Origin of the sequence: Peribacillus simplex, from assembly GCF_001578185.1 — a bacterium.
Classification (GTDB): Bacteria; Bacillota; Bacilli; order Bacillales; family DSM-1321; genus Peribacillus; species Peribacillus simplex_A.
In genome coordinates, this window is record NZ_CP011008.1 from 447,153 (window position 1) to 470,116 (window position 22,964).

The window sequence follows — 22,964 nt, forward strand, 5'->3', positions numbered from 1 at the left end:
GTCAGGAGTGTAAAGATAATGAATCGATTTCTTGCTGGTTTTGTTCCAATATTGATTGCATTTCCAATGGTTTTGCCGTTTTGGATGATTAGCTATTTTGGATTGAATCAACCGTTTGTCCTATCTGTTGTCATATCCTTAGCAGGAGGAGCGCTTTCCTATTGGTTAAGTTCCGTTTATTTTTCATCAAGATTCCTGAAAAAGCATGAATTGACGAGAAAAGAATACCAATATATAAAGAAAAATTTAATTGAAGCAAAACCGAAAATATGGCGGGTGCAAAAGGCACTAATCTCGGTCAGGCATATCTCTTCTTTTAAACAGAGGAAGGATATGATTAAAATGATCAGGAAAATATATAGTCTCACGAAAAAAGAACCGAAGCGCTTTTACCAGGCGGAGCAATTTTATTACTCGCATCTGGATTCAGCTACGGAGCTCGCCGAGAAATATGTTTTTTTATCACAGCAGCCAAAAAAGAATAAGGAACTTGAACTTTCCTTAACAGAAACTCGTAAAACCTTAAAGGAACTCACTAAAACGATAGAAAAGGATTTATATAAAGTGATTGCCGATGATATCGATAACCTTAACTTCGAATTGGACGTTGCTAAACAATCCATTAAAACTAGAAAAGAGTCACAAGTAATTGATGAAAGCAGGAGGTTAAAATGAATAACAATGATTCAAACCTGTTGAATAAATCGAATAACGCCAGTTTGATCGATGATCTTTTAGCCAATCCATTCGATGGGGTGCAGGAACTTGAGAAAGTATCTTCCCAGGAAGCGAAACCGGTTAAACTGATTGATGTCATTCCTGAAGAGAACAGGGCAAAGGCTTATCAGCTCGCCGAACAAATCGATCCAACGAATCATCAGGCGATGATATCCTATGGTACACCCGCCCAATCAAAGCTCCTGACCTTTTCAAACTCGATGCTTGAGCATGTCCAGAAAAAAGATGTAGGTGAAGTGGGCAACATTATCAGTGATTTAATGAAGAAGTTAAACGAGCTGAGCCCGGATGAGCTTAAACCGGATAAGCCCTCATTTTTTGCACGCATGTTCGGGAAGCTCTCGGGATCTGTACAGGAGGTGCTCTCCAAGTATCAAAAAACAGGGGCCCAAATTGATCGAATCAGTGTAAAACTCGACCGGAGCAAGAATATCCTGTTATCGGATATTGTAATCCTTGAAAAGCTATATGAAACGAATAAAGAATATTTCCAGGCTTTGAATGTTTATATTGCAGCAGGGGAAATTAAACTCGAAGAAATCCATGAGAAAACGATTCCGGAACTAAGGAAGTCCGCTGAATTAAGCAATGATCAAATGAAATTTCAAGAAGTCAATGATATGCGGCAATTTGCTGAACGGTTGGATAAAAGGCTTCATGATTTGAAATTAAGTCGTGAAATCACGATTCAAAGTGCACCGCAAATCAGGCTGATCCAAAACACGAATCAGGCACTAGTCGAGAAAATACAATCTTCGATCATGACGGCCATTCCACTTTGGAAAAATCAGGTTGCGATTGCATTGACCTTAATCAGGCAGAGGCATGCTGTAGAAGCGCAAAAGCAGGTTTCCAAGACTACAAATGACTTGTTATTGAAGAATTCTGAAATGCTGAAAACGAATACCATTGAAACGGCTAAGGAAAATGAGCGGGGACTTGTCGATATCGAAACATTAAAGAATACGCAAGCTAACTTGATTTCCACGCTTGAGGAGACCATGCGGATTCAAGAAGAAGGCAGGCATAAACGCCGACAAGCCGAACAGGAATTGGCGTCAATGGAAAATGAACTGAAACAGAAACTATTAGAAATAAAGGGATAAGGGGAGATAAAATGGAAACTATTGAAGCTATAAAAACGAGAAGAAGCATTGGAATCGTCAAGCAAGATCCGGTACCTAAAGAAATGATCGAGCAAATCATAGAAGCTGGAACATATGCACCTAATCATCACCGAACGGAGCCCTGGCGTTTTTTTGTATTGACAGGAGAAGGAAGAAATGAACTTGGGCAGGTATTCGAAGAAATAACAAGAATTGAAAATGCTGATGATACCCCTGAAAATTTAATCAGTAAGCTTGAAAGGCAAAAAAAGAATCCCTTAAGGGCTCCTGCCATTATCGCAGTGGGCATAGAGCCTAGTGATAAGAAAAATGTCCTCGTTTCCGAGGAATATGCGGCAGTGAACAGTGCCATCCAAAACATGCTTCTTGCTGCACATTCCCTAGGGCTGGGAGCAGTATGGAGAACGGGGAAAATAACTTATCATGAAAAGGTCCGGGAATATTTCAAGCTATCCTCAAAGGGGGAAATACTGGCTTTCATATACTTGGGTTATCCTGACATGGAGCCGAAACCTGCTAAGAAAACACCGATTAATGAATTGACCACTTGGATCGGATGAAAGATTAAGGATTAGGGGCAGCTGCAGCAGTGCAAAATCACTGCTGCAGCTGCTTTTTTGCCTTCAATAAGGCTTCCATATATCTGCTTTAACGAAAGGGATTTGGCCTCATCAGGCTTCGTTTCAAGTGACGATTGATGAATTAGGTTGTACAATACATAGGAAGAATAAACTTTGATGAATTAGGATGTGTCTATAGATGAGAACGATTGATCCATTTGAGATCCTTGATGGAAAAGCGATTAAATATTTGGATGTTTTTGGCGTTGAGGATGGCATTGCTTTAAAGAGTAGGTATGAAGATAAAACGTATTGGATATATGATTATTATTGCATGCATCAGACTTGTGATTGCCAGGAAGTATACCTTGAATTCGTTGAGGAGCGCAAGACCAATAAACAGGCTGGACAGCATTTTGGAGTTAGGGTTTCTTTCAGGGATAATCAATTTGCCCTGGAGGATTATAATATATCCAAGCAAAAGGCGATGGATATCGCGGAAGATACGTTAAAGTACAGTAAAGATGTAATGGAGTTATTTAAACAGCGGTATCAGCAAATGAAGGAAAAAGGCACGCAAATTATCATGGAAAGTGCCAAGGCAGCTAAAATGCCGCACGTCCATGAAAATCCAGTAATTGGAAGAAATGAACCTTGTCCATGCGGAAGCGGGAAAAAATACAAAAAATGCTGTGGCGCAGCTTAACATCCATGGAAGCTGACTCTATTCGGGGTCGCTTCTTTTTTAGTTGCGAAAAGCGCTTAGCTTTAAAATGAAATTTGATAATTGAAAAAAAACATGTAGAATAAACGGAACACTTGTTCTATAATATGAATTACCAGATAATTAAAGAATAAGAAATAAAAAGTAGTTATTTAGACGGAATTTTCCGAAAACTTCTTTTTTATTTTTAAAAATCTGGTATATATAAGGGAGAAGAGTTTTTTGATCTCATCTCTTTCAACGGTAGACGGCAACCAGACGGGATGAAAATCCCCACACTGTTGGCAGTTTAACTTATTGAACGAAGGAAGGGGTAATCAAATGACAAGAGAAAAAAGATTAATACCTTACAAAGTACTAGAAGTAATGGACACGGTGAAAGAGAAGATTCCCGAGGGTGTCGAGCTTGTGAAGGCCCCGGCAATTTGGGAAAAAGGCAATTATGGTGAGGGTGTGGTAGTTGCCGTCATCGATACAGGCATTGATAAAGGACATCCAGATCTTAAAGAAAGAATCATCGGAGGGAAGGATTTCACCAATACCGGGGATTATCAAGATGATAACGGACATGGGACACATGTGAGCGGTACAATTTTGGCTGCCGTTAATAATGCTGGTGTAGTTGGAGTGGCTCCTAAAGCAAGCGTATTAGCGTTAAAGGCCTTAAATGGTCAAGGGCAAGGCGAAATAGATTGGATTAATGGAGCTTTAGAGTATGCAATCAATTGGCGGGGACCTAATGAAGAAAAGGTTTCTGTTATTTCACTTTCACTAGGCGGTCCAGCGGATGAAGCTGAACACAAACTCATTCAAAAGGCTCTTCAGAACGATATCCTTGTCGTTTGCGCCGCTGGAAATAGTGGCGATGGGCGTCATGAAACGGATGAAATGGATTATCCAGGAGCATATCCCGAGGTAGTGGAAGTAGGAGCTGTGGATTTAAACAGAAATTTAGCTGATTTTTCAAATACAAATGATGAAATTGACTTGGTGGCGCCAGGGGTTGGTATTCTTTCTACGTATCCGGGAAATAAATTTGCAAGGCTGAGCGGAACGTCGATGGCTACGCCTCATGTAAGCGGTGCAGCAGCCCTCTTGAAAGTGATTGCGGAAAAGGAATTTGACCGCGAATTAACTGAATCGGAATTATATGCACAGTTAGTGAAAAGTACGGAAGACCTGGGAATAAGCAAAAAGGCACAGGGCAATGGAATGCTTAACCTAACGATAACGGAACAAAGAGTGGAAAATTCCATTAATACTACCATAAAATCAGAAAACCTTCAGTTTCCGAGTAAATCGGTAGTCATGGAAAATTAGAAGTGAAAAAAGGTGCCCCATGATTCTTGGGGCACCTTCCATAATGATTATTTTTTATTTTTCCTAAGAGCTGCAAAAAGCGCTACAATGGAAAGAATTAGTGATATGACAGCCAGAGTGATGATCAGCGTCTGATTGCTATCACCTTCTGTTGTTACGGAATCCTTTGCATTGTCAGTAGTCTTGGAATTATTAGTGTCTGCTTCATTTTTGTGACCATGGTCCGTAGATCCGGCAGCATCCTTGGGAGCTACCGAAATTTCCGTTACAGAATGCGGTAGGTCTGAGCCTTCATCACCGCTCCATTCAACAATTTCACCATCTTCGTAATATTGAAATGCATCCCAGGCCACTTTCGTTTCTTCTTTAGGATTTTGGGCAACGAATGAGAATTGCTGGAATTGTCCAGCGGTTATTCCTTCTTCAGTTGCTGACCAAGTTACCGTTTTTACATGCCCATCTTTGTCAGCCTTGGTTGTCACTTTCCATCCTGGTACAGGCTGATAGCTTTCAAAAGTAACCCCTTCAGGTACTTTTAAAGTCACCTTTGTGGTGGCAGTCTCTTTTTCAACGGGCACTTTGAGTGTATAAGTTTCCCACGCCTCAGGTGCAGATGAGGTTGGCTGGACCGTAACGTGTGCATACGCAGAACTAGAGAAAATGAATAATGCAGCAAATGTGGAAATAAGAAGCTTTGAAATGTTTTTCATTTGTATTTATCCCTCCTGTTATGAATTCCCTATGAAAATTGTAAAATCAGCATTGATTGAATCCAGGCTATCAGTTAATCCGTGAATATGGATATTCCACTTTCCTGGCATGGTTAATATAGACTTTGATGCAAATGTACCTGTGCTTTTTTCCTTCATTTGCAGCTTTATTTCACCGCCTGGCGTATCTACGGGCTGCATAGTGATTGTAAGCTGTTCTATTTCAGCTATCGGCTTGCCTCCATTGGATAGATCTACTTGAATCAGGTTATCCCCGACTTTATTCGGAGTCACCATTAATGTGACCTCATTATTTTCGTCAGTCAGTAACGTTTTCTCTATTGGACCGGGAGAAGACATGGCAGTTTGGACATTTGTCAATAGAGCCGCAACAATGAGTACGACGATTCCTAAACCAAACTCCATTCCCACACTATAACCAAGTTTTTTAACCCGCTTTTTCCCCCTTAAATAATGAAAAGCCCCTAAAACGATCATGACTAACATGAGACCAATTTTCGCAAGTAACAATTGTCCATATGTTGTATTTATCAATGAATAGATAGTCGGTACATGCTGTAAACTGCTATAGATCCCGCTAATGATCAGTATGATTACAAACAGAAACGACCATCTGGAAAACCTTTGAATGATTGACCAGTAAAAGGTTTTCTTATCGTCTGCCTGCCGATTAGCAAGTCCAGGCAAAATAACCAATAAGGTCAAAAGGCCGCCAAGCCATAAAGCCATGGACAATAAGTGGAGGAAATCCATCAAAACGGCCAGAACCTGATTAGGAACAGCTGCCGTATGTCCAGTTAAAGCCTTACAAACCATCAAGATTGCTATTATGATGAAAGAAAGGAAGGGTAGTGATTTAATCAGTGTGTTCTCGAGCATGAAATAAATAACTAAAAACAGAAGGAGCAACAATAGAATTTCTATGATCCAGATGGTACCGAAGCTTGTAGCATTCAATACTTCTTTTATAAAAGTCCCATTAAACGCATCCGCCCAACCTACACCAGCGTCAATCGTCACTTTTAAAGGCAGACTGCAGAAGATGGAAAATGCTAGACCTGCATATGAAAGCCAAAGGTATAGACGAGCCCTGCTGCTGGCTTCAAAAAGACGAGAACCCTTCATTAAAGATAATTGGAAAAAAAGGATTCCGGTAAGGGCCGCGAAGCATATGTATTGAAGACTTTGCAGGAAAACGGTGATGGAATCCGGAAAACCTGCGTTCACTTTGGAAATTTCTTGATTTGGTAGGACCGTTGAATCTCCAAATTGAAAGGGGATTGTCCCTTCAATGGGATGGCCATCGCTGGAAACCACTCTCCATTTTATGTAGTAAATCCCTTCATCAATAGTGCCTTTCCACTTAGCTTCCAGTACTTTTTCACTTTGTTCCGAGATTGCACTATCTTGAATTTGAATTTTGTCCCCATCTTGGCTGAATACCTCAAGCGAATGGAAAGCTGGTTGTATATTCTCACTGAATTGAATGCTGATCTTTTCAGGAAGAGTATCCATCACTTCATTCGGGCTAGGATTAGAGCTTATTACTGTAGCATGACCAGAAGCCATTGCCGGGTATAAAAGCAAACTGAATAGGCTGACTACCAGCCATAAATAATTCTTCATCTTGGTGTGCCATCATCCTTTCATCAGATTATGTAAGCTTATTATAAAGGGGAAATGTGAAAAAACAGTGAAAATAAATTAGTTATCTAAAGGCAGTTTGAGAGGTTCACTAAAAAAGTGATAACAATAAGGTTAGATTTGCCTAGCTTCCACCATTATAGCCAATAAAACATCGGATGGGAAATATTGGTGTAATTCCCTTGCGTAAAAATCAATAGGCCTGTGGCGCAAACCCGATTAAGAAGTAATTTTCAAGGATAAAGCAAAGACGGCTATTTCAGTTACAGTTTCAAAGGATCGGGAGCGACGTAGTCCTTGTTTTTCTGAAAGGATATGGATGTGGAAAAGGATAAGGAAGAGACCGTGGATGATGTCAAAAAAAAGAGGCGGTAATTGAGGCAACGCAAATGGGTACAGCTGGCAAAACAGAGACCGTTACATCCAATAACGCAGGAGGGCAAAGTATACTTAAAGGGGAACCAACCTGATGAGGCTGTGTCATTCTTGAGGGAAATCAAGGATTTCTTTACCTCCCTATTTTAATTTTATCAAGTATGGTCCTAAACCTGCAAAAAAGGACAAGATAAAGGCTTGTCCTCCGATTTATACTTATATGGGCAAAATGATTTGGACCTCGGTTCCATGGTTTAGTTCGCTGTTAAAACGGACCTTCCCCCGGTGCGCTTCAATGATTCGGCAGCTGACTGTCAATCCTAACCCTGTTCCTTTTTCTTTAGAAGAATAGAAAGGTTCACCAAGATGCTTTAACCGTTTTTTTTCTATTCCGCTTCCATTATCTTTGATGGTAATGGAAAGGTTATTGTCCATGCGCTCGAAATCAATCAAAATGTGATCGGCGGATGCCTCCATTGAATTCTTGAGCATGTTTATGAATACTTGTTTTAATTGGTTTGCCTCACATAACAGAAGCGGTATTTCGTTTTTAACAGATATTGATATTTGGGTGGGGTACGAGTCCGCCTCTGGTTTCAACAATGTTTTGACATCATTCATCAGTTCGATGATTTGATGTTTGCTGAATGGAAGTTCCTGTGGTTTTGCCAGAACGAGTAACTCGCTTACAATTAGATTGATCCGGTCCAATTCACTTAACATAATCGTGTAGTATTGTTCATAGGGATGGTCGCTCTTTTTAAGCAGCTGGACGAAGCCCTTTAAAGAAGTCAACGGGTTTCGTACTTCGTGGGCTACACTTGCGGCTAGCTCGCCAACTATCGACAATTTTTCGGTTCTTCTCAAGCGTGCTTCGGTTTCTCGAATTTGAGTGACCTCTTTAGCATAAGTGATGATCCCGACCAAATCTTCGCCAACCATCATCGGGACAAACGTACATGAAAGTAAGATGGACTTCCCGTACTTCGTTATGAATTCTATATCTTTCCCTTTTTTGATCCCCTTATGGTTTTCCATGACATATTGGCAAGATGTACGGATTAAATCCGCATCTTCTGCTGAAAATTTCAAATTAATGAATGAGGCACCATGTATTTCTTCTTTTTGAAAGCCTGTTACCGTTTCAAACCTTGGATTTACGGTCGTAATCAATCCGTTTAAATCAAGCATCAGCATCGGATAAGGATTGTGTTCAAACAATGATTTATAGCGTTGTTCACTATCGAATAATTGTTTCTCCGCGACAACCCTTTCAGAAATATCCCTGCCAATGACGACTAAGCCTTTTCGTGAACCATCCTCATGGAACAGAGGAACTTTGATTGTATCAAAGGTCTTGTGATTGCCGTCGGGAAGAGGGATGATTTCCTCACATCTTGTGATTTCCCCTTTTACCCACGTTTCTTCATCGGAACCTTCACAGTATATCAACGCCTCTTTATAAAATTCGGAGTATTCTGCGAGTTCGCTGTCTTTTTTTCCTTTATAGTCTACATGCTCCAATTGAAATAATTGCAGCCCGAAGGCATTGGATTCAAGCCATCGGCCATCACCATCCTTGAAGTTAACGAAATCCACCATTGAATTGATGAGGGTACGCCGACGTTGTTCCGCTTCTTTTAATTGTTTGAATTCTTCCCTTTTAGCTAAGTAAAGGTATAAGATCAAGCCTATAGATAAAAGGAAAAATATTCCTTCCGCTCTTTGAAGTTGAATGAAGAACTCTTTGTTATGGATGTTTGTAGTTAAAAAATAGTCGAACACGACTAGTGTAAGAATCCCGGATAGGATATAAATTGCTAAAATGGAGCGTTTGGACATGGAGATTCTCCCTGATTTTAAGACATTTCAAAGGTAAAATTACATACACATTTTAACAAACTATCGGAAAAAAATATATGCAGAATCCTAAATAAAAAAACAGGGGCCAATGCGATCACCTGTTTTTTCTGAATAAGGATAGTTTCTTTTTCTTTTTTGCACGCTTATAGATAATGAAAAATAGTAAGAAAAGGAGTGCAAGTGCAGCTAGCGTATATTGGTTCATTTCAACGGATAGGAATCCATATGGGATTAGAGATAGGAAGAAAAAGTATATAAGGTTGCCTAGTGCCGTCGCAAATAAAAAATCCTTGAAAGTGACGGTGCTGACTCCAGCTGCCAAGTTAATTAAACTTGTTGGGATAAGCGGGAAAATCCTGCCGGTAAAAACGTACATGAAACCATGCTCTACAACAGTTTCTTGCCACTTTTTGCCCATCTTCTTTAAAAGAAGTTCCTGAAACCAGTTTCTTGCTGCATAAAAAATAAACCCTGACGCAACAACACTTGTAAACCAACTCCATAGGTAGCCATATATGAATCCGAATATCGTGACATTGATAGTCAGGAGCAATATTAAGGGGATGATTGTAAATGAATTTTGGACAAACATCAATACGAATGTCACAATAAATGTAAGCAATAAGTTTTCCATCAATATGCCAATAACTGAATCCAAGTCACTTTTCCAAATCAAAGTAAATAATTCTGCATTTGAAAAAATAAATAATGCCATTACCAATAGACCGGTTAAAGTCAGGACTTTTTTCAAAGGGTCACCACCATTCTGACTAATAGTTTATCATTTTCAAGTTCATTGGTGAAAAAAGAGCTGTCGCATGATGCAGACAGCTCTGTTTACATTATAGTGGGTTAACGACGCGAAGATTCCTTTATAGCCACTTTTCAAACTGAATTCTTTTGTTCATTCCATAAATAATTGGCGCACCAATCAAGAGGACAACGAACTCACCAACTGCCGTGGTCATCCAGCTTAACCAGAATGGTAAGCCAAAGGCAAGGTTCAGTTCAATTGCAATTAAGAACATTGTGAATGTGAAAAAGATAATCGTGGCAATCATTCGTCCTTTAATGCTTTTTATGAACCGAGATACTAAAATGACAAGCAATAAGGCGAGTACGGATTGCCCTACCCCGAAAATCAAATCAAATGGCACCATCGGCGAAAAAAGCAGATTAGATATGAAGACGCCGCCCACGATACCGTAGATATACTTTTTATTGAATACAATCAGATGATTCAACATTTCCGGTACACGAAATTGGAACATCTCAAAAGCAATTGGTTTAAACACCAATGAGACCGCCACATACAAGGCAGCCAATAACCCGTTTATCACGAGTGTACGAACATTCATTTTACTCTCTCCCTAGTTTTTTATCGTGGGATGGTTACGAACCACGTTAAGGCTTTTGCCCGAAGATTAATAGTATCTCATGTAAGCTTGTTTGGTCAATTTGTAAAGAATGGTTGTATTTATAAGGCAGGGGAAGTCCAAAAGGATTTTGATTTATTGTAATGAAGGATGATATTATTTTTGTATGAACTTCAAAGGAGTGAAAATTATATGTGTATCGAGAGTGTCAAAAGCCATTTTAAACGATGGGACCGGGAAGGCGATGTAATGGAGTTCGAAACATCGAGTGCTACGGTGATTGAGGCAGCAGTTACCATCGGCGTTATCCCAGCACGGATCGCTAAGACTCTTTCCTTTAGGGGGGAAGGTGAACATGCTATTTTGGTTGTAGCGGCAGGGGACGCAAAAGTGGATAATAAGAAATTTCGTCAGGTGTTCGGATTCAAGGCACGAATGTTATCACCTGAGGAAGTGCTCGAACAAACAGGCCATGCCATCGGAGGAGTTTGCCCATTTGGACTTGCAAACGATCTAGATGTTTTTCTTGATGTATCAATGAAGCGCTTTGAGTCATTGTTCCCGGCATGCGGCAGTACGAACTCTGCAATAGAACTTACACTCGCTGAATTATTTGAATATTCAGGAGCAAAGGGTTGGGTGGATGTTTGTAAGGCTTGGGAAGGAGAGGGGAATGAGGAAACGGCGGTAGGCAATGCTGTTGATGGCATTTGATTTATGGTGCCAAAAAGATCCAGATGAATGGGATTGAGTCCACTTGGGTGGACTTTATTTATTGATGACATGGACATTTTATTAGTCAGTTAGCGGTTAAAGCCTTATAAACTTGTTCGAATGCGATTGCTCCAAAAATTTTGAAGAGGCAATCGCTCTTAAAGTGGTTCGTGATTGGTAAAACGTGCAGAAAGTTCATAAGCGGAGGATGAAAGATGTTAATTGGAAGCCATGGAAAAAGCAATAGCAGCTATCTTAGTCTTAAAACTCTTTATGAAGAAAATATCACGGTAAAGAGCATAGCCCAGGAGCTTGAGTTTTGCCATAAAAACGATCTGGCGCTGGATATCCAGAAAGCTCTGGAAAAAAAGAATTTTGATATATTGGCAGTGCAAGATCAAGGAGAAATCATCGGATATATAGATAGGGAAGAACTAGGTGAAGGGAGCGTTTCGGAATATTTAAGAAATTTTTCACCAAGGGAAATGGTTTCGGATTCAACCCCTTTGATCCAGCTTCTCCATATTTTTAAGAATAAAACAAGGGTGTTCGTATTGGAGAATAATTCAATTAAAAAGTTGATCACCCATGCCGACCTTCAAAAGCCTCCAATCAGGATGCTCATATTCGGATATATTACCTTATTGGAAATGAGGATGAGCGATATCATCATGGATAGATTTGGCGATGGCACCTGGCATCCAATGATCAGCGAAGACCGTTTAGAAAAAGCAACCGAATTATATAGGAGGAGAATCGATAAAAATGAAGATATCAATTTAATAGAGTGCCTGCAAATCAGTGATAAATTCGACATCATACATAAGGATAAACAACTGAGGTGTTTCTTCCAAATCCCTTCAAAAAGTAAAGGGAGAAAGGATGCAAATGCCATCCGGAAATTACGTGATAAGATTTCCCATGCTAATGAACTGGGTCTGGACATGTCGTGGATGGAAATCATTGAGGTTGTCGAGTCCTGTGGCCAACTGCTCGAAATCTCTGAATCCTATCAATATGAAAAATAAGGATCCGGCTATCATGCTGGTTCTTTTTTATCGTTTAGATCCAGACAGAAAAAAACTGCCCATATCAGGCAGTTTCCCCGTAAACTCAAAACTCCGGTAGTTGATCCAGGTTATTTTCTTTTATCCCATCGGGCTCACTCCGCAATATGTCACGGCCATATTTATGAAAGACGTCAACATTGGCCAGGTTGCCTGCTTTGGCTTCCGAAAGGGCAGTGGGGTAGTCGAGCTCGCGGCCGGAGTCCGTCTTGATGGCGATAATATTGTCCTCTTCATTTTTCCTTACGGCGATGATTTCTTCTTTTCCAGCTGAATCAAGTTGGTTTGCTTGCGGTGTTCCTTGCTGTTTATAGGATTCATAGGCTTTTTCAAATTGGTCCATGTTTTAGACACCTCCTATTTATAGGGTGAGCTATTTGGTCTGCAATATACAAACCGGATTTCGTCCGACTTGAGCCGTTAATTCGTCCAGAAGTGCCGACTTTTCGGCACTTTTTTTAAGTGAATGCTATTGTCTTGGCCTTTTGAAGTGGCATGGCACTTGCATCTTGTATGTGTGGTAGTAAGAAAAAATATCCACTTAATTAAGGGAGGAATATGAATCATGAATGTAAAACAAGGGGAAAGCACTTTCAATGCAAAACAACAGGTTAGGACAATGAAGGCAGCGGTCGTCAATGAATTTAACCAAGAACTTGAGATTAAAGAAGTACCCATCCCAGACTTGGTTTATGGTGAGATATTAGTGAAAATTAAAGCATGCGGCGTGTGTCATACCGATTTACATGCGGTGCATGGCGATTGGCCGGTTAAACCTAAACTTCCGCTTATCCCTGGACATGAGGGTGTAGGCATTATAGAAAAGGTGGCAGAAGGCGTAACTTCCTTGAAAGTAGGTGACCGTGTTGGGATCCCATGGCTTTACTCGGCCTGTGGCGATTGTGAGTATTGTCTGACTGGAAGGGAAACGCTTTGCTTGGATCAACTGAATGCAGGCTATTCCGTGGATGGGGGATATGCGGAATACTGTAAAGCACCTGCCAAATATGTGGTGAAGGTTCCTGAAGGGCTTGACTTTGCGGAAGTTTCACCGATTTTCTGTGCGGGTGTAACGACTTATAAAGCACTTAAAGTATCAGAAGCGAAACCTGGCGATTGGGTAGCGATCTATGGAATTGGCGGATTGGGACATGTTGCCCTTCAATATGCGAAAGCGATGGGCTTTAATGTCATTGCTGTCGATATTCAAGATGATAAGCTTGATCTGGCAACGGAACTGGGGGCGGATTTCACTGTTAATGGGCTTAAGACTGATCCTGTACAAGCCATAAAGGATAAAGTTGGTGGTGTGCAGGCAGCCATTTCTGTAGCGGTTACGAAAAAGGCATTCGAACAGGCTTACAGTTCAGTCAAGAGGGGTGGGACACTAGTCGTAGTTGGACTGCCGAATGATGAACTTCCAATCCCGATTTTTGATACAGTACTAAATGGGGTAACAGTAAAAGGGTCAATCGTAGGCACGAGAAAAGACTTACAGGAAGCTGTTCAATTTGCGGCAGAGGGAAAAGTCAGAACAAATATTGAAACAAGAACACTTGATGAAATCAACGACGTGTTTTCGATGATGGAAAAAGGAGAAATCAATGGGCGCATCGTATTGACTTTAGAATAAGAACAAAAGGAGGATGCCATAGAATAGGGCATCCTCCTTTTTTGCATTCTTGTCTTATGTCTGGTTCTTCTCATTTAATATATAGCGCAGTTTCCTTATTGATATCTGCAAGCGTTTGGCAGCTTCATTCCGGTTGCCGTATGTTTTTTGCAGCGCTTGCAAGACGAGTTCCTTTCCAATTGTGGATTGAAGCTGTTTGATTTCTGTAAGGATTTCTTCAAGCATCAGTTCATCTTTCTCATTAAAGTCGGCCACCAGCTTTTTTCGCCACTCTTCAAGAAGGTTTTCAGTTGTCTCAGTCTCATTCGGAGGCTCTTTCTTGTGAGTGAACTGGCTGTTAGTTAGTGAGAGATCATTGGCGGTTATTTCCGACTTATGGTCTGCGAGAGTCAGCGTCCGCATGACCACATTAGATAGTTCGCGTATGTTGCCTGGCCAGTTGTGTTGCTGTAACTTTTCAATGGCTACATTGGAAAAAGAGATATCTCCCTGACCATTTCTCTCAATCAAATGCCGGACAAGCAGGGGGATATCCTCTTTACGTTTCCTTAACGGAGGGATTTCTAGAGTCACAACGTTCAGTCGATAAAATAGATCTTCCCGGAATTTTTTTTTGTCGACTGCCTGCTGCAGGTTTTCATTGGAGGCCGCCACTAAACGGGCGTTCGTCCGTAATGTCCCGCTGCTACCAACCCGCATGAATTCCCGCGTTTCCAAAACTCGAAGTAATTTGACTTGAATGGCCGGACTTGCATCAGCAATTTCATCAAGGAAAAGCGTACCGTTCCCTGCAATTTCGAAAAAACCCTTTCGCAGCTGGGTCGCTCCGGTGAAAGCCCCCTTTTCATGACCGAATAATTCGCTTTCAAGCAGGGATTCAGAGATCGCTCCACAATTGATGCCGATAAAAGGGCCATGGTTTCGGGGGCTGGCTAAGTGGATGAAGCGTGAAAGCACTTCTTTGCCGCTTCCGGTTTCTCCTTCGATTAATACATTGACTGATTTTTGGGCAACCTTGAAAGCCGTTTCAATCAAACTCTTCATTAAAGGACTTTCACCGACAATGAGTCCTGATTCCTCGGCTAGCTTATGGATGAAGTGTTGATTCAAATATTCATTCTCATTCAATAGGTTGTCAATCTGCCTTTCCAATACTTCAATATCCACAAAGGGTTTTTCCATAAAATCACTCGCGCCAAGTTTCATTGCATCAACAGCGGTCTTGACGGTGCTGTATCCGGTCATGATCAGTACCTTGCAACGCGGCTGTTGTTGTTTTAGATGCTGCAGGAGGGAAAGGCCATCACAATCCGGAAGCTTCAGGTCTATCATTGCGACATCAAAACGCTGCTGATTCCAATCGATTTCATGAAAATCCTTCCCGCTGTTCACAACTTGTACGAGGTAACCTTTCATCGTAAAAAGGCGGGAAAGAAAAGTCCCAACTTCTTTCTCATCGTCTACCACAAGTAACTGAATCACCTTATCATCCCCTTTCCTTTTCTGCTTGTAAGGGAAGCCTCAGGAAAAAAGTGCTTCCTTTTCCTGGCGTGCTTAAAACGTCGATCTTGCCTCCATGGTCTTTGGCGATGCCAAGGCTTACAGACAGACCTAAACCTGTACCTTTTTCCCGATCTTTAGTCGTATGAAAGGGATGGAATATGAAGGGCAGGCGTTCTTTTTCAATCCCTGTTCCGTTATCAGTCACCTGAATCACCATGAACTCGTCTTCTGAATAGGTAGTGATCGCAATCGATTTTTCAGTTAGAGCGGACTCGTCCAATGCGTCCTTTGCATTCAATAGCAAGTTGATGATGATCTGTTCTATCTGCGGCTGGCTGCCCTTTATGAACGGAAGGTCTTCCTGAAGGGAAAGATGGAGGGAAATTTGTTTCTTCCCAAGTTGAAACTTCAAAAGGTTCAGAACCTGGTGAATTGCTTCGTTAACAGAGTAATAGTGGAATCTATACTCATCCTGCCTTGAAAAGGTAAGCAGGCTTTTCACTATTTGCCTGCATCGGTCACCGCAAATCTTAATATCGTTCAATAGCATATAGTCCAGATTGTCCTGTGGGGTTTTCCGTAATAAAATCTGCGAGTTACCAAGAATGGCCGTTAATGGGCTATTCAATTCATGGGCAATCCCTGCTGCCATTTCACCAATCGCCCCAAGTTTACCGGCATGTAATAGCTGGACTTCCATCTGTCTTCTTTCAGTGACATTTTTATAATAAGCAATGACCCCATATACTTGATGCTCCTTATTCTGAATCGGGTAGGCATGCATTTCCAAGATGGTATCATGCTGAAGGAGAATTTCCTGGAATCCTGGCATATTAAATGAAAAGGTATCTTGAATAAGAGATTGGGATGCTTCAATTAAAGGAACCAGGTCGGAAAAGTCCCGGGCAGAATCATTGGATTGATAGACAGATCCTTTGTGATCAAAGACGATGATCATATCTTCAACTGCCTTGAACGTATCCTCCCACTCCTGTTTGGAATGAAGAACTTCCTTATAAAGCTGGGCATTCTCCAAAGTCAGTGCAAGCTGATTGGATAGTTGCTCAAGAAAATCCAGTTCATCTTTATGCCATGTTTTCTTTTTCTTCCTGCCGAAAGTCCAGATTCCGATTTTTTTACTTTTTCCGTACAAAGGCACTAATAGAAGTGTTTCAATTTCAAGGGATATTAGACGTTCTTTTTCTGGGAAGTCCGGTAACCGTGTAACTTCCACCTGAATGGGCTGCTTGTCTTTCAAGACGGACGAGAAATCCTGAAAAGGGTGTAACAGGTTATTGGAATCCATTTCAAGTTCGCAGTGACCATTGGGGCAGATATGAAGCAGGGCAGGTTCTTCCTCATACAATATGACAAAATGACTGTCATCGAATGTAATGAGCTGCTTGAGTTTAGCAATGACATTTCGGAGAATTTCCTGGATGTCGATTTCAATATTCATATTTTTAGTGATGTCATTCATAATTTCAAGCTGCATATTTTTCTTCTTCAACTGATCCACGGTTTTCTTAAGTTCCGTGTAATACGTTTTTTTTGAAGATTTCACACCTGTCATTAAATCTATCAATTCAAGTTTATTCATGCCTTTCACCTCTTAAAGGGCTGTAAGAAGCAGCTGATTAATCTGTTCTAATGACATATCACGAGGATTTGTGATCATGCAGGCATCCTCAAGAGCGGTCATCCCTATGGGTTCTATCATTTCTTTCGTAATGCCGACATCACTTAAACTCTTGGGAGCCCCTATATCCTGGGATAATTCCCTTACGAAGTGAATGGCTGCCATTCCAGCTTGCTGCTCGGTCAATGCCCGTGTATCGATGCCCATGATGTCTGCCATCTCGCTGAATCGCCTTGGTGAGGCAATTCGATTGAAATCCATGACATGGGGAAGCAGTATGGCATTGATTTCACCATGCGGAAGAAGGTATTTTCCGCCAATTGCATGTGAAATGGCATGGGCCGCTCCCAAAATGGCATTGGAAAAAGCTAGTCCAGCTTGCAGACTTGCCATCGCCATCGCTTTTTTTGCTTCCTCATTATGCCTGGATGCTACAGAGGGGCGTAAGTGACGGGAAACGATGGACAACGCGTTTTTAGCCTGTACATCGGTCAACGGTGTCGCAGCGATAGAAACGTAGGATTCAATGGCGTGGGTTAAAACATCCATTCCAGTAGCCGCGGTCAAATCCGGTCCCAAGGTGGTTAAGGTACCAGGATCGACTATTGCAATATCGGGGACGAGTGATTTTGAAATGATCGTCATTTTTTTCTCGCGGAATGAATCGACGATCACCGAAAACTGAGAGACCTCTGATCCTGATCCTGCCGTAGTCATAATCATCACCATGGGTGGGAGGGGAGAGTGGACTTTATCAACACCTTCATAATCACTGATGATGCCACCATTCGTAGCTAAAAGGGCTACCCCTTTGGCGACATCCAAAGCACTGCCTCCTCCCAAACCAATGATGGCATCGCATTCTTGGTCATTAAATGCCAAACAGCCAGCTTCAATCTCCGTGTCTTTCGGGTTGGTCGTCATTTCAATGAAGGTAGCAAAGGCTAGACCCACTTCTTGGCAGGATCCAATGACTTTATCTAACCAGCCAGCATTGGAAACACCGGAGTCGCTGACTATCAACGCCTTTTTGGCACCCAACCGCAAGCAGGCCTCGCCAGCTTGTTCTATGGAACCTTTTCCAAAAATCACTTCCGGCATCACGAATTTAGTTATCGACATCTTTGCGCCTTCTCCCTATAAAATTCAATTTCTCTTGTATTATTTTCCCGAAAAAGAACGAAAATCCTGTTTGGATACCAGGTATTTTTATATAATATGACAAAATATCAAATGATTGAGGACTTTTGTTGTGCGCTAAATCACCTAATCATTTCTTTTATTTGTAGATTCGTTACTTTAGACATGGATTAATAGGGATAAACCTACCTAGTTAGAATTTTCTGTATATTGTAAAATAATGGAGGGAATCTATTAAAATAGGAGGCAGGCAATCTATGAAAAAACAATTTCTATCCGTATCATTAGTCGCGGTATTAACAATCGGAGCAGCCGGGACTACTACTACCGCTTTAGCAACACCGAGTTCTTCTCCAGTACATCATGCGCCATCCACAGACAAGCAAATCGTTAAAAGGATCGATGTCGACAAAATCTACAAGAATATTGAATACCTCTCACAAACACCCCGAGTTGCCGGTACTGATTCGGAGTATAAGGCCGTCCAATTCATCAAAAAGCAGTTCGAATCTTATGGCTATAAAGCCGATATTGACGAGTTCAGTTTTTTATCCTATACAGACCCAAATCTGGTCAAGCTGTCCGTTGACGGGTTTGATGGGGAAATCCAAGCGAACCATTTAAGTTATTCAGTAAATGGTGATCTATCCGGTGAAATGGTATATGCCGGCTTAGGAACGAAGGAAGAGCTTGAAAAAGCGGGTGTTACAGGGAAGATCGCCCTTATTCAAAGAGGCAGCTTCACTTTTGCAGAGAAAGTATTGAATGCAGCAGAAAAAGGGGCAGCAGGTGTCATCCTATTCAATAATGCAGATGGGGAATTAAATGGGACCCTTGGAGGGGCTAATGATCAGTATATTCCATCTGTTACGATAACGAAAAAGGATGGAGAAGCACTGCTTGAAAAATTGAATGCCGGAGTTAAACTGACAGCATCATTAAAGATTGAAGGAGCTTATACCGGAGAGAAAACCTCTTATAACGTGGTGGCAACAAAAAAAGCAACAAAGACCATTAAAGCTAAGAAGAGCGATATCATCTATATCACTGGACATCATGATTCCGTCGCTGGGGCACCTGGAGCGAATGATGATGCATCAGGCACGTCCGTCACACTTGAACTTGCACGTGCACTGAAGAATCTTCCTACAGATACGGAACTTCGCTTCGTCACCTTTGGGGCCGAGGAAAATGGATTGCTTGGTTCACAGAATTATGTGGAGAACCTCTCTGATGATGAGATCAAGCGGACGATTGCAAACTTCAACCTGGATATGGTGGGAAGCAAGGACGCTGGAGATTTGGTCATTTTGACTAATGATGGAGAGTTGAATCTTGTGACCGAGCTGGCTCAGGCATCAAGTACAAGGCTGAATGGCGAGCCTACTCCATATGGACAAGGCGGACGCAGTGACCATGTATCTTTCGCTGAGGCTGGGATTCCCGCTGCTTTATTCATCCACAGTCCATCAGAACCTTGGTATCATACCCCTGATGATTCCATTGATAAAATCTCAAAAGAAAAGCTTCAAGATGTTGCTGGAATTGTCGGAACCGCTGTCTATGACCAAGCTAAAATCGAAGCTAAAGAGCCAAATCCAAATCATAAAAAAGGGGAAAAGGTGAAAGCTCCGCATTTATTTGACGAAAAGGAAATCAGATAATGCATTAAAAAAGTATGAATTTCAGAGGGTGCAGCTGCACTCTTTTTTTATGTTAAAAAATGAAAAAACGGGGAAAGTCTAATTCATAATCCTTCCAAATGGGATGGATTCCCTATGTAAATGAAGTTAATGAATTATTTTCTATTAATCCCTATGCTGAATATAAGGGAGAGTTGTTTCCAGTATCAGAAGAAAGAACAACAGGAAAAGTATTATTGGATACAACCAACACTGAACTTGCTATAAAGATGGGGTTTGAACGAACAGATAAATATATATATCCAAATATGTGGAATAGGATTAAGTGGGAATTACCAAGGAGAGGAGGCCTTATTCAATTGATTAATTTTTTCATTTAAATAGCCTTTAAGGTTAAGGGCCTATTTTTATACCCACTATTATACAAACTGGTTCACCAAGTTGTTTACATAAAGTAAAAGAGGATTATTTTTTCCGGAATTGGGTAAAAAGTATTAAGCTGTCTTTCATTTAATATCTAGCACTAAGGTTTCTTTATTCTTTTGAATAAGGAGGGTTTGGTGGGAGGTGATTAAATGAGAAAGGCCTATGGTATAAAAAGTTTAATAATTTACTTAGAATCGGTAAATTATCCAATTACCGAAAAGGAAATCGATGATCTAATATTAAATAAGAAGATACCTCATCTAAGACCCATAAATAATTTACTGATTTTTAATTTAGATCATATTGATGGCTGGCTTAGTGATCAATTAAAACCTTAGTTAATTGAAGCCCTGCTTTAAGCGGGGCTTTGATCTGCTATCTAAGTCTATTTATAAAACCCCGTTAATATGAAAAGTAACCAGATGGAAAAAGGCGGCCAAGGTGTTCATGAAGACCTTGGCCGCCTTTTTGTTTATCTTCTTTTTTTTGCCTATTAGTGGCAAACTAATTTATAAGGAACTGGAGTTGGAATGAGTATTTGTTGTTTTACAGGTTTAATTATTGCTATTGTATGTGTAGCTAGAGCTATAAAAGAAGTGGAGATGTGGTTTCTATGATACATATATTAATTGCGGATGATGATCGGCATATTCGGGAATTGCTTAAATTTCATTTGGAAAAGGAAGGATACATGGTATCGGAAGCGAAGGACGGGAATGAAGCTTCCTTGAAACTGGAGAGGGAACGGATCCATCTGGCGGTTGTTGATATTATGATGCCGTTTAAAAACGGACTGGATCTTTGTAAGGAAATCCGGGATCAATATGATCTGCCTGTCATTTTATTGACTGCCAAAGATCAACTTATCGATAAGGAAAAGGGATACTTTGCGGGTACGGATGATTACCTCGTCAAGCCATTTGAGCCACGGGAACTTCTATTTCGGATAAAAGCGCTATTGCGAAGGTACCGTATGGTGAATTCTGAATCCATATCATTGAATCAAACGATTATTGACCGGAAAAGTTATGAAGTGAGAATAAAGGGGAATACGTTGCTCCTGCCGCTTAAGGAATTTGAGCTGCTGGCTCAGCTGGGGAGTTTTCCTGATCAGGTCTTTACGCGTGAACAGCTTATTGAATTGGTGTGGGGTGCTGATTTTGAAGGGGATGATCGGACGGTTGATGTCCATATTAAACGGTTAAGGGAACGTTTTGCCGGGCGTACGGATGATTTTGTTATAACGACTGTCCGTGGCTTAGGTTATAAACTGGAGGTCAATAGGAAGTGAAAACACTCTATTTCAGGATAGTTATTCAAACCATTTTGATCATGGTGCTTGCCAGTGTCATCGCTTTTTTGATTTCCAATATCTATTATCATAAGGTTCAGAAACCTTACAATGGCGAGAAGATAAGCAAAGTGGCAAGTGAGATTGTCTCCTTATATGAGGAAAACCCAGATCAGGATATTGATGACTATTTAAATCATATAGCAGGATTGCACTATCAAATGTATCTTTTTAATGAGCAGGGTGAAGGAACTTTATATGGGGAGCCGTTTCGGGAAACGGCTTTGGATCCAGACACGATTTCCGGAGTTTTGAACGGAAAAACGTATCAAGGGATCGCCAATTATAATAATGGGCTATTTATTACCGGTTTTTTTGAGGATGTATTAATCAATAGCATTGGCGTTCCCATGAACGTGAATGGGGAAAGGCATGCATTGTTTGTAAGGCCGAATATAGAACTGCAGTTTGGAGAGTTCCGTTTTTACCTTTCTGTTTTGCTCGTACTTACGCTCCTACTCAGTTTTTTATTTGTTATTATTAACACGCGTTTCATCGTTAAGCCAATTACGAAATTAACAGAAGCTACAAAGAGAATCGCTGATGGGGATTATAGTAGTAAATTGAATGTTACCCGGAGTGATGAAATTGGGGATTTGGCACAACATTTCGCGAAAATGACTCAAAGCATACAGCGGTTAGATGATATGAGACAGGAATTCGTTTCAAATGTTTCTCATGAAATTCAATCTCCGCTCGCATCTATACAAGGTTTTTCTCAGACCCTTCAATCGGAGGAATTAACAAAGGAACAAAGAAATAATTACTTGTCTATTATTGAAAATGAGAGCCGGCGCATGTCCTTGTTGAGTAAACAGCTCCTAATGCTTGCTTCCTTGGATAAAGAGGATGACCCGCTGCAACGTTCCAATTTCGATTTAGCACAACAAATAAGGCAAGTGATGTTTATGCTGGAATGGAATTGGCGTGAAAAAAATATGGTGATTGAAATGGATTTACCATCAACCGTCGTTACTGCAGATGAGAAACTTTTAAATCAAGTATGGACGAATTTGATAACCAACAGCATTAAATACTCCGAAAGCGGCAGTTCGATCGTTATTCGACTCAAAAAAATGGGTAACTTTGTTGAAGTGATGATTTCAGACACGGGTATGGGAATTCCAGAAGAAGACCTCCCTTATATTCTTGAGCGCTTTTATAAAGTCGATAAAGTGAGAAATCGCAGTGAAACAGGCAGTGGCTTAGGACTTTCGATAACGAAGAAGACCGTTGAACTACATGGCGGAACGATTGAGGTTCAAAGCGAACTTGGCAAAGGGACCACTTTTTATATCCGTTTGCCCCTTATGTAATCATTCGTTCATCTTCCATTCATATTGATTGATTACAATCAATTCATACCGGTTGAAGTACGTCTGGATCGGTA

Annotated in this window: 21 protein-coding genes and 1 riboswitch; of the genes, 12 read left to right on the plus strand and 9 right to left on the minus strand. The window is 40.9% G+C overall.

Annotated elements, in window-relative coordinates:
• Window positions 1-18: 18 nt before the first annotated feature.
• The 5 genes from UP17_RS02145 (at window position 19) to UP17_RS02165 (ending at window position 4,469) form a co-directional block, all read left to right on the plus strand.
• A complete protein-coding gene (locus UP17_RS02145) occupies window positions 19-675 on the plus strand; it encodes a 5-bromo-4-chloroindolyl phosphate hydrolysis family protein (RefSeq protein ID WP_061461298.1) in 657 nt (218 codons plus the stop codon).
• Window positions 672-1,844 (plus strand): toxic anion resistance protein, encoded by a 1,173-nt coding sequence (locus UP17_RS02150; RefSeq protein ID WP_061461299.1) that lies wholly within the window; start codon window positions 672-674, stop codon window positions 1,842-1,844. Before UP17_RS02145 ends, UP17_RS02150 begins: the two co-directional genes overlap by 4 nt.
• Before the next feature lie 11 nt (window positions 1,845-1,855).
• A complete protein-coding gene (locus UP17_RS02155; protein ID WP_061461300.1) occupies window positions 1,856-2,425 on the plus strand; it encodes a nitroreductase family protein in 570 nt (189 codons plus the stop codon).
• Between the two features lie 199 nt (window positions 2,426-2,624).
• Complete coding sequence (locus UP17_RS28520) at window positions 2,625-3,131, plus strand: SEC-C metal-binding domain-containing protein (protein WP_061461301.1); 507 nt, start codon at window positions 2,625-2,627, stop codon at window positions 3,129-3,131.
• 339 nt (window positions 3,132-3,470) lie between these two features.
• Window positions 3,471-4,469, plus strand: a complete 999-nt coding sequence (locus tag UP17_RS02165) for a S8 family peptidase (protein ID WP_061461302.1) — start codon at window positions 3,471-3,473, stop codon at window positions 4,467-4,469.
• 47 nt (window positions 4,470-4,516) lie between these two features.
• Here UP17_RS02165 and UP17_RS02170 read toward each other — a convergent pair whose 3' ends face one another.
• The 5 genes from UP17_RS02170 to UP17_RS02190 all read right to left on the minus strand — a co-directional run bounded on the left by UP17_RS02170 (window position 4,517) and on the right by UP17_RS02190 (window position 10,440).
• On the minus strand, window positions 4,517-5,179 hold the full coding sequence (locus tag UP17_RS02170) for a YcnI family copper-binding membrane protein (protein WP_061461303.1): 663 nt from the start codon (window positions 5,177-5,179) through the stop codon (window positions 4,517-4,519).
• 18 nt (window positions 5,180-5,197) lie between these two features.
• Window positions 5,198-6,826: a copper resistance CopC/CopD family protein gene (locus UP17_RS02175; RefSeq protein WP_061461304.1), complete on the minus strand. Its 1,629-nt coding sequence runs from the start codon at window positions 6,824-6,826 to the stop codon at window positions 5,198-5,200.
• A gap of 609 nt (window positions 6,827-7,435) precedes the next feature.
• The gene (locus UP17_RS02180) at window positions 7,436-9,061 is read right to left on the minus strand and encodes a PAS domain-containing sensor histidine kinase (protein WP_061461305.1); all 1,626 of its coding nucleotides are present in this window, start codon (window positions 9,059-9,061) and stop codon (window positions 7,436-7,438) included.
• Window positions 9,062-9,176: 115 nt separating this feature from the next.
• Entirely contained in the window at window positions 9,177-9,833 is a 657-nt protein-coding gene (locus UP17_RS02185) for a TVP38/TMEM64 family protein (protein ID WP_061461306.1), read from the minus strand.
• Window positions 9,834-9,954: 121 nt separating this feature from the next.
• Window positions 9,955-10,440: a QueT transporter family protein gene (locus tag UP17_RS02190; RefSeq protein WP_061461307.1), complete on the minus strand. Its 486-nt coding sequence runs from the start codon at window positions 10,438-10,440 to the stop codon at window positions 9,955-9,957.
• 6 nt (window positions 10,441-10,446) lie between these two features.
• Window positions 10,447-10,491, minus strand: a riboswitch (PreQ1 riboswitch).
• Between the two features lie 159 nt (window positions 10,492-10,650).
• Between UP17_RS02190 and UP17_RS02195 the strand changes: the two genes are divergently transcribed.
• Both UP17_RS02195 and UP17_RS02200 read left to right on the plus strand, forming a co-directional pair.
• Complete coding sequence (locus UP17_RS02195) at window positions 10,651-11,172, plus strand: YbaK/EbsC family protein (RefSeq protein WP_061461308.1); 522 nt, start codon at window positions 10,651-10,653, stop codon at window positions 11,170-11,172.
• A gap of 215 nt (window positions 11,173-11,387) precedes the next feature.
• The gene (locus UP17_RS02200; RefSeq protein WP_061461309.1) at window positions 11,388-12,200 is read left to right on the plus strand and encodes a hypothetical protein; all 813 of its coding nucleotides are present in this window, start codon (window positions 11,388-11,390) and stop codon (window positions 12,198-12,200) included.
• An 85-nt stretch (window positions 12,201-12,285) separates the two neighbouring features.
• On the opposite strand, the gene UP17_RS02205 is transcribed toward UP17_RS02200, so the two are convergent.
• Window positions 12,286-12,582: a DUF3892 domain-containing protein gene (locus UP17_RS02205; protein WP_061461310.1), complete on the minus strand. Its 297-nt coding sequence runs from the start codon at window positions 12,580-12,582 to the stop codon at window positions 12,286-12,288.
• A gap of 276 nt (window positions 12,583-12,858) precedes the next feature.
• Here UP17_RS02205 and adhP point away from each other — a divergent pair, with 276 nt between their 5' ends.
• Window positions 12,859-13,872: an alcohol dehydrogenase AdhP gene (gene adhP / locus UP17_RS02210; protein WP_061465944.1), complete on the plus strand. Its 1,014-nt coding sequence runs from the start codon at window positions 12,859-12,861 to the stop codon at window positions 13,870-13,872.
• A 54-nt stretch (window positions 13,873-13,926) separates the two neighbouring features.
• Here the strand turns inward: adhP and UP17_RS02215 are convergent, their stop codons facing one another.
• The 3 genes from UP17_RS02215 to UP17_RS02225 are packed head-to-tail and all read right to left on the minus strand — an operon-like array spanning window position 13,927 to window position 18,136.
• Window positions 13,927-15,354, minus strand: a complete 1,428-nt coding sequence (locus UP17_RS02215; protein WP_061461311.1) for a sigma-54-dependent transcriptional regulator — start codon at window positions 15,352-15,354, stop codon at window positions 13,927-13,929.
• A gap of 4 nt (window positions 15,355-15,358) precedes the next feature.
• A complete protein-coding gene (locus tag UP17_RS02220; protein WP_061461312.1) occupies window positions 15,359-16,975 on the minus strand; it encodes a sensor histidine kinase in 1,617 nt (538 codons plus the stop codon).
• Between the two features lie 12 nt (window positions 16,976-16,987).
• Window positions 16,988-18,136, minus strand: coding sequence for an iron-containing alcohol dehydrogenase (locus UP17_RS02225; protein ID WP_061461313.1), 1,149 nt, complete (start codon window positions 18,134-18,136; stop codon window positions 16,988-16,990).
• A 275-nt stretch (window positions 18,137-18,411) separates the two neighbouring features.
• Between UP17_RS02225 and UP17_RS02230 the strand changes: the two genes are divergently transcribed.
• The 4 genes from UP17_RS02230 to UP17_RS02250 all read left to right on the plus strand — a co-directional run bounded on the left by UP17_RS02230 (window position 18,412) and on the right by UP17_RS02250 (window position 22,890).
• Complete coding sequence (locus UP17_RS02230) at window positions 18,412-19,818, plus strand: M28 family peptidase (protein WP_061461314.1); 1,407 nt, start codon at window positions 18,412-18,414, stop codon at window positions 19,816-19,818.
• A 554-nt stretch (window positions 19,819-20,372) separates the two neighbouring features.
• Complete coding sequence (locus tag UP17_RS02240; RefSeq protein ID WP_061461318.1) at window positions 20,373-20,561, plus strand: hypothetical protein; 189 nt, start codon at window positions 20,373-20,375, stop codon at window positions 20,559-20,561.
• A gap of 275 nt (window positions 20,562-20,836) precedes the next feature.
• Window positions 20,837-21,514, plus strand: a complete 678-nt coding sequence (locus tag UP17_RS02245) for a response regulator transcription factor (protein WP_061461320.1) — start codon at window positions 20,837-20,839, stop codon at window positions 21,512-21,514.
• Window positions 21,511-22,890, plus strand: coding sequence for a sensor histidine kinase (locus UP17_RS02250; protein ID WP_061461324.1), 1,380 nt, complete (start codon window positions 21,511-21,513; stop codon window positions 22,888-22,890). The genes UP17_RS02245 and UP17_RS02250 overlap by 4 nt, the downstream gene beginning before the upstream one ends.
• Window positions 22,891-22,964: the final 74 nt, after the last annotated feature.

Coding starts and splice junctions, on each gene's coding strand:
- UP17_RS02145 (WP_061461298.1), top strand. CDS start 19: ATGAATCGATTTCTTGCTGGTTTTGTTCCAATATTGATTGCATTTCCA.
- UP17_RS02150 (WP_061461299.1), top strand. CDS start 672: ATGAATAACAATGATTCAAACCTGTTGAATAAATCGAATAACGCCAGT.
- UP17_RS02155 (WP_061461300.1), top strand. CDS start 1,856: ATGGAAACTATTGAAGCTATAAAAACGAGAAGAAGCATTGGAATCGTC.
- UP17_RS28520 (WP_061461301.1), top strand. CDS start 2,625: ATGAGAACGATTGATCCATTTGAGATCCTTGATGGAAAAGCGATTAAA.
- UP17_RS02165 (WP_061461302.1), top strand. CDS start 3,471: ATGACAAGAGAAAAAAGATTAATACCTTACAAAGTACTAGAAGTAATG.
- UP17_RS02170 (WP_061461303.1), bottom strand. CDS start 5,179: ATGAAAAACATTTCAAAGCTTCTTATTTCCACATTTGCTGCATTATTC.
- UP17_RS02175 (WP_061461304.1), bottom strand. CDS start 6,826: ATGAAGAATTATTTATGGCTGGTAGTCAGCCTATTCAGTTTGCTTTTA.
- UP17_RS02180 (WP_061461305.1), bottom strand. CDS start 9,061: ATGTCCAAACGCTCCATTTTAGCAATTTATATCCTATCCGGGATTCTT.
- UP17_RS02190 (WP_061461307.1), bottom strand. CDS start 10,440: ATGAATGTTCGTACACTCGTGATAAACGGGTTATTGGCTGCCTTGTAT.
- UP17_RS02195 (WP_061461308.1), top strand. CDS start 10,651: ATGTGTATCGAGAGTGTCAAAAGCCATTTTAAACGATGGGACCGGGAA.
- UP17_RS02200 (WP_061461309.1), top strand. CDS start 11,388: ATGTTAATTGGAAGCCATGGAAAAAGCAATAGCAGCTATCTTAGTCTT.
- UP17_RS02205 (WP_061461310.1), bottom strand. CDS start 12,582: ATGGACCAATTTGAAAAAGCCTATGAATCCTATAAACAGCAAGGAACA.
- adhP (WP_061465944.1), top strand. CDS start 12,859: ATGAAGGCAGCGGTCGTCAATGAATTTAACCAAGAACTTGAGATTAAA.
- UP17_RS02220 (WP_061461312.1), bottom strand. CDS start 16,975: ATGAATAAACTTGAATTGATAGATTTAATGACAGGTGTGAAATCTTCA.
- UP17_RS02225 (WP_061461313.1), bottom strand. CDS start 18,136: ATGTCGATAACTAAATTCGTGATGCCGGAAGTGATTTTTGGAAAAGGT.
- UP17_RS02230 (WP_061461314.1), top strand. CDS start 18,412: ATGAAAAAACAATTTCTATCCGTATCATTAGTCGCGGTATTAACAATC.
- UP17_RS02240 (WP_061461318.1), top strand. CDS start 20,373: ATGAGAAAGGCCTATGGTATAAAAAGTTTAATAATTTACTTAGAATCG.
- UP17_RS02245 (WP_061461320.1), top strand. CDS start 20,837: ATGATACATATATTAATTGCGGATGATGATCGGCATATTCGGGAATTG.